Annotated in this window: 14 protein-coding genes and 1 pseudogene; 4 read left to right on the top strand and 11 right to left on the bottom strand. The window is 37.0% G+C overall.

Features of this window, described 5'->3' with window-relative positions; all coding sequences use genetic code 11:
• Nucleotides 1-99: 99 nt before the first annotated feature.
• Nucleotides 100-1164 carry a HAMP domain-containing sensor histidine kinase gene (locus IGI79_RS02185; RefSeq protein ID WP_019722998.1) on the bottom strand — a complete coding sequence of 355 codons (1065 nt, stop codon included), beginning with the start codon at nucleotides 1162-1164 and terminating at the stop codon, nucleotides 100-102.
• Nucleotides 1164-1832: a response regulator transcription factor gene (locus IGI79_RS02180; protein ID WP_065095705.1), complete on the bottom strand. Its 669-nt coding sequence runs from the start codon at nucleotides 1830-1832 to the stop codon at nucleotides 1164-1166. The genes IGI79_RS02185 and IGI79_RS02180 overlap by 1 nt, the downstream gene beginning before the upstream one ends.
• A gap of 145 nt (nucleotides 1833-1977) precedes the next feature.
• Here IGI79_RS02180 and IGI79_RS02175 point away from each other — a divergent pair, with 145 nt between their 5' ends.
• Complete coding sequence (locus IGI79_RS02175; protein WP_019723919.1) at nucleotides 1978-4314, top strand: ABC transporter ATP-binding protein/permease; 2337 nt, start codon at nucleotides 1978-1980, stop codon at nucleotides 4312-4314.
• Between the two features lie 179 nt (nucleotides 4315-4493).
• On the opposite strand, the gene IGI79_RS02170 is transcribed toward IGI79_RS02175, so the two are convergent.
• From IGI79_RS02170 to IGI79_RS02160, 3 genes are all read right to left on the bottom strand, one after another.
• Nucleotides 4494-4727, bottom strand: a complete 234-nt coding sequence (locus tag IGI79_RS02170) for a type II toxin-antitoxin system PemK/MazF family toxin (protein WP_438846061.1) — start codon at nucleotides 4725-4727, stop codon at nucleotides 4494-4496.
• A 151-nt stretch (nucleotides 4728-4878) separates the two neighbouring features.
• On the bottom strand, nucleotides 4879-5586 hold the full coding sequence (locus tag IGI79_RS02165; protein ID WP_410301053.1) for a DUF4811 domain-containing protein: 708 nt from the start codon (nucleotides 5584-5586) through the stop codon (nucleotides 4879-4881).
• Nucleotides 5583-7055, bottom strand: coding sequence for an MDR family MFS transporter (locus IGI79_RS02160; RefSeq protein ID WP_019723916.1), 1473 nt, complete (start codon nucleotides 7053-7055; stop codon nucleotides 5583-5585). Before IGI79_RS02160 ends, IGI79_RS02165 begins: the two co-directional genes overlap by 4 nt.
• Nucleotides 7056-7189: 134 nt before the next feature.
• On the opposite strand from IGI79_RS02160, the gene IGI79_RS02155 reads away from it, so the two are divergent.
• Nucleotides 7190-7657, top strand: coding sequence for a MerR family transcriptional regulator (locus IGI79_RS02155; protein WP_010736380.1), 468 nt, complete (start codon nucleotides 7190-7192; stop codon nucleotides 7655-7657).
• Nucleotides 7658-7847: 190 nt separating this feature from the next.
• Here the strand turns inward: IGI79_RS02155 and IGI79_RS02150 are convergent, their stop codons facing one another.
• Nucleotides 7848-8396, bottom strand: a complete 549-nt coding sequence (locus IGI79_RS02150; RefSeq protein WP_438845668.1) for a PadR family transcriptional regulator — start codon at nucleotides 8394-8396, stop codon at nucleotides 7848-7850.
• Between the two features lie 103 nt (nucleotides 8397-8499).
• Here IGI79_RS02150 and IGI79_RS02145 point away from each other — a divergent pair, with 103 nt between their 5' ends.
• Together IGI79_RS02145 and IGI79_RS02140 are read left to right on the top strand one after the other, a co-directional pair.
• A complete protein-coding gene (locus IGI79_RS02145) occupies nucleotides 8500-9033 on the top strand; it encodes a phenolic acid decarboxylase (RefSeq protein ID WP_023519065.1) in 534 nt (177 codons plus the stop codon).
• A 264-nt stretch (nucleotides 9034-9297) separates the two neighbouring features.
• A complete protein-coding gene (locus IGI79_RS02140) occupies nucleotides 9298-10977 on the top strand; it encodes a hypothetical protein (RefSeq protein ID WP_019723809.1) in 1680 nt (559 codons plus the stop codon).
• A gap of 186 nt (nucleotides 10978-11163) precedes the next feature.
• Here IGI79_RS02140 and IGI79_RS02135 read toward each other — a convergent pair.
• From IGI79_RS02135 to IGI79_RS02115, 5 genes and pseudogenes are all read right to left on the bottom strand, one after another.
• Nucleotides 11164-11363 (bottom strand): annotated as a pseudogene (locus IGI79_RS02135) (Txe/YoeB family addiction module toxin); the annotation flags it as partial.
• 7 nt (nucleotides 11364-11370) lie between these two features.
• Nucleotides 11371-11640 (bottom strand): type II toxin-antitoxin system Phd/YefM family antitoxin, encoded by a 270-nt coding sequence (locus tag IGI79_RS02130; RefSeq protein WP_438845667.1) that lies wholly within the window; start codon nucleotides 11638-11640, stop codon nucleotides 11371-11373.
• Between the two features lie 195 nt (nucleotides 11641-11835).
• Entirely contained in the window at nucleotides 11836-12015 is a 180-nt protein-coding gene (locus IGI79_RS02125; protein WP_438845666.1) for a hypothetical protein, read from the bottom strand.
• 8 nt (nucleotides 12016-12023) lie between these two features.
• Nucleotides 12024-12254, bottom strand: a complete 231-nt coding sequence (locus IGI79_RS02120) for a hypothetical protein (protein ID WP_438845665.1) — start codon at nucleotides 12252-12254, stop codon at nucleotides 12024-12026.
• A gap of 105 nt (nucleotides 12255-12359) precedes the next feature.
• Nucleotides 12360-12767 (bottom strand): GNAT family N-acetyltransferase, encoded by a 408-nt coding sequence (locus tag IGI79_RS02115; RefSeq protein ID WP_019723813.1) that lies wholly within the window; start codon nucleotides 12765-12767, stop codon nucleotides 12360-12362.
• Nucleotides 12768-12933: the final 166 nt, after the last annotated feature.

The following is a 12933-nucleotide window of genomic DNA, read 5'->3' as shown; positions in this document are numbered from 1 at the left end:
AATACACCTTAGAACGATTAAATCAGAAGTGGCGTTTTTTTCTTTGTTTTTGTTGGTTTATTGCTCCTGTAGATCATTAACTGTTCACTTCTCTGGATCTTATTCCATCGGAGAATTTGGTTGCGTGTTTTCTTTGTCTAATTGAATGATGACGGTCGTACCTACTTTTGGGATACTGTTATAACTGATTTTTCCATGATGCAATTCAACGATTTTTTTGACTAGTGATAAGCCCAGCCCGTTCCCAGAAAATTGACGACTGGATTCCCCTTGATAAAATTTCTCAAAGAGTCGTGCTTGTGTTTCTTGATCCATTCCCACGCCAGAATCTGTCACTTCAACGATTACTTGAGTGGCATTTTGTGTTAGGCGAATCTTGATTTTCCCTTGTGGTTGATTGTACTTGATGGCATTGTCCATGAGATTCAGCCAGACTTGATATAGAAATTCTTCATTACCGACAAAGTTGACACTTTCCAGATCGATCTCCAGTTGAAGGTGTTCTTGCTCCCATTTAGGTTGTAAAAAAACAATCACTTCACGAATCTGTTCATCTAAACGAAAAGGGCGCTTTTCTAATTTGATTCGCTGATTTTCTAATTTATTCAATTTCAGTGTGTTCTCTGTCAATTGCGATAGCTGAGTGATGCTCTCAATGATCCGTTGCAAGAAAACCTGCTTTTCTTCTTCTGAAATGTTAGGCGCCTGCAATAACTGGACGTATCCTTGGATCGTGGCAAGAGGCGTCTTAAATTCATGAGAAACATTGGAAACAAAGTCATTTCGTAACGTTTCGATACTACTCAATTCTTGGACCATCACGTTGAAATCTTTATATAGTTGCTGCACCTCTTCGACTTTTTGTTGCTCATCCATCCGAATCGAAAAATCGCCAGTTGCTACTTTGCTCATATTGGTTCGTAAATCACTGATCGGCAGCAAGATCCGCCGACCGACAAAGATCGAGATCCCTGTGCCCACCATCATACTAAATCCTGCAAAAACGACTAAAGGAAACCATGTCGCTTGTTGCTCTGAAGCAGGGACTGTTTTGTGTGACAGTAAGAAAATAAAACCTAAGAAACACAACAAAGTAACTAAAATGGAAATAAACACAATGCAGGCGAAATAAATCCATAATTGTGAAAAGATTTTTTTACGCATCAAATCACCGCCTTATAGCCTAAGCCGCGAACTGTTATGATCTGAAAATCATCATTTTCAATAAAACGCGTGCGTAATCGTTTGATGTGCACATCGATCGTCCGTTCTTCCGTATTGGTATCCAACCCCCATATATCATCCATTAATTGTTGTCGTGTAAAAATCTTATTTGGATAAGAAAGTAGTTTGTACAATAATTGAAATTCTTTTTGTGGAAGTAAGATGGCTTGATCCTGCTTGATCACTTCATACGTTTCTTGGTTCAAGCTAGTTTGTCCGATGTTCAATTGGTGGCTATGATTGATTTTCGCTCGCCGTAACAAGGCCTCTACCCGCAACACCATTTCATTGACATCTACTGGTTTCGTCATATAGTCATCCGTTCCCAGTTGAAATCCCTTCTTTTTATCTTCAAAATCTGCTTTCGCTGTGATGATCAACACAGGTGTTTCTACGCGACTGCTTCGTAAAGTTTCCAACAGTTCATACCCATCCATCTCAGGCATCATAATATCTGTGATGATCACATCCACTTGAGTACTCTCTAATTGCTTCAAAGCTTCGGTCCCATTTGCGACTGCGAAAACCAAAAAACCAGCGCGTTCTAAAACGGATTGATAAAGTTGTTGCAAACGCTCATCATCTTCTACTAGTAATATTCGATTCATCATTTCTCCTCATGTAATTATTTGAAAAATTTCAGTTTTTTTTCTGATTGTTCATATTCAGTTAACATTCATTCATTATACTACGTTCGTTGTTCTGTTATACTTATTAGTATAACGAATATTTCAAACGGAAAGAAGGGTGACAATGTTACAATTAAAAGAGATAAAGAAATATTATAAAGTTGGTGAAACAACGACAAAAGCATTAGACGGCGTATCCGTCGCTTTTAGAAAAAAAGAATTTGTAGCCATTTTAGGCCCAAGTGGATCTGGTAAAACAACCATGTTGAACGTGATCGGCGGCTTGGATAATTATGACTCTGGCGATATGGTCATCAACGGGAAGTCCACAAAAGATTTTAAAGACAGCGATTGGGATGCTTATCGTAATAATTCCATCGGTTTTGTTTTCCAAAGCTATAACTTGATCGGGCATTTAGGAATCATTGAAAATGTTGAACTTGGCATGACATTAAGTGGTGTCTCTAAAGATGAAAAACGGAAAAAAGCGGAGGAATCATTGCATCGTGTTGGATTGACCGACCACATGCACAAAAAACCCAATCAATTATCTGGTGGACAAATGCAACGTGTCGCAATTGCACGTGCTTTAGCCAATGACCCTGACATCCTTTTATGTGATGAGCCAACCGGTGCTTTAGACACAGAAACAAGTGTCCAAATCATGAAGTTGATTGAAGAACTATCCAATGAGAAACTAGTGATCATGGTCACACATAACCCTGAGTTGGCACATGAATATGCCGATCGGATCATTGAGTTCTCAGATGGAAAAATCGTTTCTGATTCTAATCCACATATCGAACGTCCAAAAGATGATCAATTTAATCTACGTCGGACAAAGATGAGCTTTTGGACCGCATTAAAATTATCTTTCAATAATATTCGCACAAAAAAAGGCCGGACATTTTTGACTTCCTTTGCTTCAAGTATCGGGATTATTGGGATTGCGATCGTATTAGCCCTATCTACAGGATTCCAAAAACAAATTGATCAAACACAGTCAGAAACGATGGCTCGTTTTCCAATTACGATTTCCAGAGTCACCACTAGTCCTCCTTCTGAATCGGATGGCTTGAGTTCCAACACAGCCGAATATCCAGATACAAAAACTGTTACCGCAAAAATCAGCGATGAAGACCGTGCACAACATACAAATAATATCGACCAAGAATATGTTGATTATGTAACGAGTATCGACCCTGATTTAAGTAATAATATTGGTTTTACCCGCACGACTGGTATCAATTTATTAAGAGATGTTGACGGCGAAGTACAGCCTGTTAGCTTTTCGAATCAAAACCCAGATTCTGAATCACTGTCCTTCTCAAGTGCGATGTCTTCCATGACTGGCGTAGGTGTTTCTAGTTTCCCAACACAACTAGACGACCAAAAAGACAATTTCTTAGAATCAAATTACTCATTGCTTTCTGGTAGTTATCCGACCTCTGCAAATGATGTCGTATTGATTGTGGATGGTAATAACAATACCAACATCAATGCGTTGAAAAATTTAGGCTTTGATGTGAAAGACGGCGAAACGCTTGATTTTGACAAGATCGTCGGAACAACTTTCAAATTAGTGAACAATGATACGTACTATACAAAATTACCGACAGGAAACTTCATTCCTAATACGGATTACCAAGCGATGTACGAAGATGCCTCCAGAGAAGTTAAGATTTCTGGTATTCTACGGGTCAAATCTTCTTCTACGATGAATCTGTTATCTCCGGGTATTGCTTACAGCGACCAATTGACAACAGAAATCGTCAATGAAAACAAAAATTCTGAAATCGTTCAAGCGCAAAAAGACAGCGATATGAACGTATTGACGACCGAAAAAGTAGATGACTCAGCAAAACAAACATTGATCAGCTATTTAGGTGGAGACAGCTTACCTTCAAGCATCATGATCTATCCAAATAATTTTGGCGATAAAGAAGAAATTCTAAACTATTTAGATGAATTCAACAAAGGAAAATCAGATGAAGATAAAATCATCTATTCTGATTTAGCTGGAACAATGACCGAATTGACTGGTGGATTGATGGATGCCATCACGTATGTCCTGATTGCTTTTGCTGGTATTTCACTTGTAACAAGTATGATCATGATCAGCATCATCACTTATACTTCTGTGATCGAGCGGACGAAGGAAATCGGTGTCTTGAAAGCATTAGGTGCGCGTAAGAAAGATATCACACGGGTATTCGACGCAGAGACTTGTATCTTAGGGATTTCTTCTGGTTTACTAGGGGTCTTGATTGCTTGGTTAGCGACTTTCCCAATCAATAGTCTCTTGTACAATATGACTGATTTAGAAAATGTTGCTCAACTAAATCCTGTACACGCTTTGATTTTGATTGTTGTATCAACGATCTTAACGATGTTAGGCGGACACATCCCAGCTCGTATGGCAGCGAAGAAAGATGCAGCGATTGCTTTAAGAGCAGAATAGTAAAATATAATAGAAAAAAAACACAGTTGGTTTTGATATTACTTGTCAAAACCAACTGTGTTTTTGCTTTATTCTTTTGTTCGTACTATGTAGCTCGCGGTTTCAAAAAGGGCCTGTATATCTACTTATCAATTCAATTATTTCTTCCTAAGATAAATTGATTTTCAACCACCTGATCTCTAGATAGGAAAAGAAAAATTTTTAAGAAATCTTTGTGCAATATCAAAAAAAGCTTCTTCCTCTATAGTGTCTATATATTTAACCTTTCGTTTAGCTTTTTCGGTATAGTCAAGAGAGAATACTTGAAGCGTATTTACTTTGCTTCTCTTCACTTTATCTAGCTTGAACTTATCGCTTTGAATAGGCACAAGAAATGGTCTATTTTTATCACTTGTAGTAATTTGGCATAGGATAATTAAATTTGTTGCTAACGAACTTGCTATCCTCTACTCTTTAAATACGTAAAAATCTAATTTTTCTTCATTCCTACTTACGTAAAAAAATAGTGGATACAGTATGTTGTCGAATACTTCATCCACTATTTTTATCATATTATTAAACTATTTACTTCTTCACTTCTGCGATTAATTTTGCCAATGCTTGTTTTTGATAAGCTGTCGCTAAGTCTTTTGATACTTGTTGTTGTTCTTCTTGAGACATCGCTGGATTTTGGGCAATAGCCTTCATCAAGCCTTCTTTGACAAATTTTTGTGCTTCGGCTTCCATCGTGCTTTTTTGTTCTTCGACACGTTTTGCCAACTCAGAAGCTTGGTCAGTACTTAATTCAATCCAATCATTCGGAAGTTTGAACGTATTGACCCGGCGTTCATATTCATGGTTATTATCCGCTAAGTTGAACCAGAATTTGTATTGGTCATTTTTATAAACCCAATAAGTTGTTTGACTGACTTTTTCTGCTTTGCCGTCCGTTTGCTCGACCTTATTTGTTTCATTTTTTGTGCCAGTTGCTTTTGGTTCTTTTTGCTTGTCATCTGTTCGATATAAGTAGACTTTTTCTGTCCCATCTCCTAGTGACTGATAAAGCAACATATTTACATCTGACTGATCCGCACTGGAAACGAGCGGAGTCGTTTTTGTTTCTGTCACTTCTTCCATACCAAAATGATTAGTGATATTTCCTACGATCAGTCCTAACGAGAGAACAAACAGTAAGCCAAAGACGAGTGAAAGAAGTGTTTGCCACATTTTTTTGGCAAAAACATTCGTCAAAGCAAAAGCAATGACACTGGCAATCAATACGAAAATAATCATGCGTTATCCCCCACTTCCACCACTACTGGTTCTTTTCTTTTTAAGAAGAAAGCAATCGCAAAACCAATCAAGCCGAATATGATTGCGACAAAGAAGGCCGCATGGTAACCAGATAAAGTCGCGTTGATTGCTTGATCTTTATAGGCTAAAGGTGTACTTTTCAACACAGCATCCGTTGGTAGATTGTCTTTCGTAACATTCGTCAACACACTGATCAAAATCGCAGTTCCGATCGAACTTGCGATTTGGCGGAAGGTATTGTTCACCGCTGTTCCGTGGCTGATCAAGTTGTTAGGTAAAGCATTCATTCCTGATGTTGTCACCGGCATCATGACCATTGAGATCCCAAACATTCGGATCGCATAAAGAATGACGATATACAAAACAGGTGTCGTTTCAGTCAAGAAGGCAAAAGGTGCTGTAGCTGCTGTTAGGATGAACATCCCAACAATCGCAAGACGTTTTGCCCCGTGTTTATCAAAAATCGCACCAGTGATCGGCATCATGGCACCCATGATCAATGCACCAGGAAGCAACATCAAGCCAGAGTGGAATGCCGATTCTCCACGAATATTTTGAATATACAATGGCACGACCATTTCCGCACCGACCATCGCCATATTCGTTACGCCTGCTAGGATCGCTGCAATCGTAAAGGTTGGTGATTTAAAAACGCGCAACTCTAAGAATGGATGTTCTAAATGTAATTGGCGCCAAGCAAATGCGGCGATGAAAATCACACCAACGATCAAGAAGCTGATTACTTTCGTACTTCCCCAACCGGCGTCTCCTACGCTTGAAAATCCGTACAGCAAACTACCAAATCCAATTGTTGAAAGAATGGCAGAGAAAATATCGATACTTGGATTGGATAAAGGAATCACACTCTTCATCAAAAAGAACGCAAGTACTAAAACAAGAACGACGATTGGAATAACCATTCCAAATAAATCGCGCCAATGATAGTTATCAATGATATAACCAGATAGTGTTGGGCCTAATGCTGGGGCTAATCCGATAACGATCCCAGACATTCCCATAGCAGAACCTCTTTTTTCTGGTGGGAAGATCGATAGCATGATATTTTGCAATAATGGCATAGATACCCCTACACCACACGCTTGGATCAAACGTCCAATCAGTAGCGTACTAAAGTTAGGAGCAGTAAAACAGGTAATCGTTCCAATCAAAAAAATCGTCATAGCTGACAGATATAATTTTCTAGAACTAAATTTATTGATCAACCAAGCAGTAATCGGAATCATGATCCCGTTCACTAGTAAAAATCCTGTTGTCAACCATTGCACATCAGAAGCTGAAATATCAAAAGCTTTCATTAATGCTGGAAAAGCAGTTGTCAATAAGGTCTGATTCAAGACCGTACAAAATGTCCCAATCAATAACACAACAACTAATAGTGTACGATTATATGGTTTTCCGTAAATATCTACGGGTTGATTCTTACTCATATTTCTCCTTCTTTCTGAATGTTTTCTGAAATCACTAAGATACTTTATTCCTATTTTCAACTTTTGTCAACCTACTTGACACGATAGTCAACAAAAGTATAATTAAGGGAACGACCAACAAAGGAGTGTGACGAATGGTGGGAGCTTCACTTAAACAATTATTGGAAAATGACCATTTATTAGTAGGCATTAGTGAATTGAGTGAGATCGTCGGAGTTTCACCACGACAATTGAGATACTGGGAACAAAAAGGCTTTATCCAATCCGTTACTGCTGACGCGAATTGTTCAAGAAAATACCGATTACCGACAGTGGTCAAAGTTGAGATCATCAAAAAATTTTTAGATGAAGGGTACACGTTGACCAAAGCCGCTGAAAAAGCTCAGGAACGTTTAAACAAAATGCACCATGTCCGAAAAGTTTTCTCAAAGTCCATCAAGGACATCCAATTGATTGATGAACGTTATACACTCCTTTTAATTGGCGACTTCAATGATCTGGAACAGCTATGTATTATTCATGACGAAGAAACGGATGAACTATCTTATAAGATCCTTCCAGCAGATGAGACGATCGATCCTAAAAAAGTACTGGAAAAATAAGAAAAGATCGCAGGTTGATTTTTTTACTCCATTAGAACTTGTAGCCGACTTGCTACAGTTAAATAAAAAAGCCCCCACGTGGTCTGGACAGAAGTGTTCAGCCTCGAGAAATAAGGCGCCATCCACGAAAATTGTTTTTCAAATTTTTGTGGATGGCGCCTTTTTAAGTTGTTTGTCATAAACTTTCCATTTATTTTCTTATTTCTTGTTCCAATACTTGTGTCAACCAATTGATATATTCGGTTTCTCGATTGATTGCGTGAGACAAGATCAGATAATGGCCATAATTTTCATGTTGGTCTTTTTCTGTCGGGAAAATCACTCGTTGTCGGGCGAATAAATGCTGTCTTTTTTCTTCATGAAGCTCCTTTTGCTGTTCCAGAATTTCAATCCATGTTGGATCATTGATATCTTTCACAAAATACAGTTTCAAGACAAATTCATCTCGGTTGACTGGAAGTTCATTTGGCGAGGTATGGATCCATTCGTTTAACAAAACACGTCCTTCTTCAGTCAGCTGATAAATTTTCTTTTCTAGCTTGACTCCAGTGATCCCTACTTCATGTTTGATGATTCCTAGTTCTTCCATTTTGGCCAGTTCAGGATAGATCTGACTATGCTTTGCCTGCCAGAATTCACCGATTTCATTTTTGAATGCTTGATTCAATTCATACCCTGTTTGATTTTTTTTGCTCAGTAATCCCAGTAATATATAGCGTAATGTATTTTTTCTAGCCATCAAAATTTCCTCCTTGACATTCTCTCAAAATCATTTTATCATAATCACGTAATCAAAAACATGTAAATTATTACATGTTTTAATTTAAAGGGAGATGTTTTACATGAAACAATTCAAAAACTTAGAAGATTTTATTGGAACTCACTTTATCTATACGTATGATAATGGTTGGGAATATGAATGGTATGCAAAAAATGACCACACCGTTGACTATCGTATTCATGGCGGAATGGTCAAAGGGCGTTGGGTCAAAGATCAAGAAGCAGATATTGTAAAATTAACAGATGGTGTTTTTAAAATCACTTGGACTGAACCAACTGGTACAGACGTTGCTTTAGACTTTATGCCAAATGAGAAAAAACTCCATGGCACGATTTTCTTCCCTAAATGGGTCGAAGAACATCCAGAGATCACTGTCACTTTCCAAAACGAACATATTGCGGAAATGGAAGCTGCTCGTGAAAAATATGAAACATATCCAAAACTAGTCGTTCCAGAATTTGCGACAATTACTTATATGGGAGATGCGGGTGTTGATAATGAAGATGTAATTAGCGAAGAACCTTATGAAGGAATGCCAAAAGACATTCGTGAAGGTCGTTACTTCGACGAAAACTACCGTCGTATCAATAAATAATCACTCTACCTCACTCGTATAAAATCAAAAGCCACTCCTTCAATTGATGAAGACCAGTGGCTTTTTGATCATTATAAACGGAGGCTTTTGTTTCTACCTTTTATTTTATTGTAAATAAATGTGGTCATTTAACTTTTCCAATTGATTTCTTTATGATTTACATAAATAATTTCATGTTATTTTCAAATTTTTTCTAATTCCTTGCCTCTCTTTTCATTAACCTTTATGATAAGTTTAGTTATTATATGAAAAGGAGCCAAACAGTTGAAAAAATATAGACCATATTTTTTGATTTTTATTTTCGCAATTATTTTCGTATTGCCAAATATATTATCACACAAATTGATCATCGGGGCTGATGCGCCATTTCATTACAATCGTTTTTATGATGCAGCCCAACAAATTATTCACGGAGACTTACACTACTTCCCATCGATGTATGGCTTTCAACAAAGCGGTCGGATCGTCAATGCAATCTACGGTCCCTTATTCTCATACTTTCAAGGGTTGATCGTACTCGTTGCTAGAAGTTGGTATCATTACCAGATTTTATCGAATTTTATCCTCTTCCTTATCGCAGGTTGGTCCATGTTGACTTTGTTGCGTTATGTAAAAGTACGCGAATGGGTAAGTGTACCGGTTTCAGTCTTGTTCATGACGACCTATTCGATCCAATATTGGGCTGTTAATCAAGGTTTTACGAGCTGGGGAACAGTATTTTATCCTTTATGTATGATCCCGCTCGTTGATTTCATCGTGCATAAAAAATTCCCTGTACTTAAAGTAACTGCAGCGATTGCATTGATGACGCAGATCCATCTGCTATCTTCTGTGATGCTAGTATTGATGTATATTCCTTTTTATGGGTATTATTTCTTCACACAAACCAACAAGGGAAAAGCTCTTTTACAATTAGGGAAATCAATTTTGCTTTACTTTATCCTAACGGCAAACATCTGGGTAGGTATGGCGATGGTTTACAGTGGTAATGAGATTCTTCCACCTTTCGTCAATCGACGCATGACAGAGAAATCAATCAATCTTGAGGGAAGTTACTGGTTGAATTATCCGAAAATCTTACCTGTCGTTTTATTTGCTGGATTTTTATGTTTCTTATTGTTCCGAAAAAGAGAAGAACTGTTTCCAAAACTTTTGTTGCGCACAAGTGTTGTGTTCTTCTTACTTTCAACCAGCCTGATCCCTTGGAATACATTAGTTGAAAACGAAGTACCATTTATTAGCTTGATCCAGTTTCCGTTTCGTTTCTTTGTCCCATTTACCTTGCTTTTCTTACTTTACTTTGCGATTGTCGCCAATCGTTGGGAACACAAAACCTGGTTACGGATAGCTGCGACCTTACTGATCCTGATCAGTTCTGTTCAGACCATCCAAAACTTATACCGTCACCTCGATAAATGGGAAGATGAAACCTTTGTCAGTCGTCATACGTATTTGTTCGATACACCTGATGAAGCAAGAAAAACCTTCTATAGTCGTGATATGTCGAAAAGTTTATTTGTTTTCCAAAAGACAACACCAGACTATTTGCCGATCTATAAACAAACGACAGCGAATAAATACGATCGCTACAATGAAGAAATTTTGGAAAATGAAACAACGTTTATCAAATCCCATCCTGATGGTCGGTTGAGCATCAAATGGAAAAACACTGGTGAACCAACTGTTCATGTACCAGTCATTGTTTATGATCGCACCGTCTTGATGCAAAATGGACAGAAATTAACGGATATTGAATTGACCGATATCGGGACACCGATCGTCAAGCAGCATAATGGCATCAACGAAATCATTCTCTATTATGACCTTCCAGTCTATTTCTACTTCGTTGTTGCTGCGACTATTGCCGGTTGGCTATCCTTTTTAGGCATCTATCTTTCACAAAAGTTTAATTTTAGGAAAGAAAAAAATGTGAAAATCAGCTAGACTATCATTTTTTTAGAACGTTCAAAACATATATGATAAATTGACGACTAAGCGGGGCTGTGACAGATTGACTGTCACAGCCCCACTTATGTTTTAAAATTTGAAAGTATGAAAATCATCCTTTCTCTGCATACAATCGATTGGTTAGTAATGATCTTTTGCAGAATAAATAAAGATTGTCTCATTCTAAACTATATATGTCAGTCTGTGTTCATCTGTAATCCTTCTTGACTATTTCCCAGATAAATCATACTTTAGCGGTTCAGGTTTTCCTAATCCAGCAAAGAGAGAACGGTCGATATCCTTTATTAACTTATTAATTTTTTTATATTCGTTTTGTTTCCTTGCTCATACCAATAAGGATAGTCCTCCCAAGAATCATCAGATCAAGCATTAATCATCAGATTCAACCTCGATTAAATCATGTGTCTTAAACGAAACTCTAGAAAATTGTTCATCTCCTCGATGAATTTTTTCCATCACGTAACTATTAGAAAGTGTTCTTAATGTTTCTTGCATAGAGTCATAGTCTCTTTTTGACAAGACAACCACTGTGTCCTCCACATCTTTACTTGTTACAATCAGAGTTTCCGCGTCTTCATTGACTTTTTTCATGTAACTACGTAAATTTTGTCGGAAATTAGAATATGCGATTGCTTCCATGACTTTTCACTCCCACTTTAGCATTATCTGAATTAATTGTACAATTAATCAAAAGAACATTCTTTTAAATTTTTATTTTAATAACTTTAAATTTCATTCTCTAGTACCTCGTAAGATATATTCTCCATATTTTCTATATGGTTACTCTGCCGCTTACTTATAAATACGTTTGTTTCTTCTTTATTTTTTAAATAGCTATCTGATCGCCACAATCTTCATCAAATCGTTGATGTCTGCTTCTGTCTTTAATTCAAATAGCAAGGGCCAACTAGATGGACCGAATTTTTTTCTTTTTTTCCAGTTTTCTTGGATCTCCGGTTGTAATTCGGCCTGTAGCCGTTCCAATTCACTCACTTTCTTATCGGTTATCGTCATTGTTACGATCAAGCCATTCTTTTTAAAAATAATATCAAATAGCCACTTTTTTTATGCCAATAACCAAATTGCCAACTATCCCAAAATCTCAACTCACGTTTCACCTCATAACGATTATTTAACATCTCTTCTATCTTAGATAATCGTTCGTAAGCATCCTCACCAGTAAACATTTTTATTGATTCTTCTGTGGGTTCATTCTGTTTATCTGATAAAACTTCCGCTTTATTTCGTTTCATAACCTCATTCTCCTTAATCATAGTATTCATTGACAAACACTAAAACCATTTCTTTGAAATCGTTATCAAAATAGTGAAATACTTTAATTATCCTATCTTCAACAACTAAAACTCTTTGTAAAACGATACGAGATTACCTTTGTCGCAAGAAACAAATCCAAATCCCTCATAAAAGTGCCTTACATCTGGAGCATCTTCAGTCAAAAGAATTTTCTGTCTTACGTCTTTATATTCCTGTAAAATCTCAGCCAGTAAATAAGTTCCTATCTTTTTATTTTGGTAATCAGGATGAACTAAGAGATCTTGAATATATATAATTGTCTGACCATCACCAACCACTCTGATCAATCCTACTAATTTATCTTGATGCCAAGCAGTTATTACGGATAAGGAATGAGCGATTGCTTTTTCTAACCTATCTAAATCATTCGTATAACTAGTCCATCCCACACTGGCATATAGATTTTCAAGTTCACTTTTATGTATCTGTGCATTGGTCTGATAATTTATCATGGATTTTCACTCCTATTTATTTTAGCTTGCTCTTTTTATATCGTTACTTCGATTATATCAATATTCCTTCTAAACAGCTTGGTATAACTGCAAAGCAAGGCTACTTATCTCAATTTTTATCTGGCTATTCTAATATTGGTTTACAAATGTTTTTCTAGACCACCAA

Origin of the sequence: Enterococcus sp. AZ084 (assembly GCF_051714905.1) — a bacterium.
Lineage (GTDB): Bacteria > Bacillota > Bacilli > Lactobacillales > Enterococcaceae > Enterococcus_B > Enterococcus_B pernyi.
The sequence above is the reverse complement of the archived record's forward strand: the minus strand, read 5'-3'. Positions and strand labels throughout refer to the sequence as shown.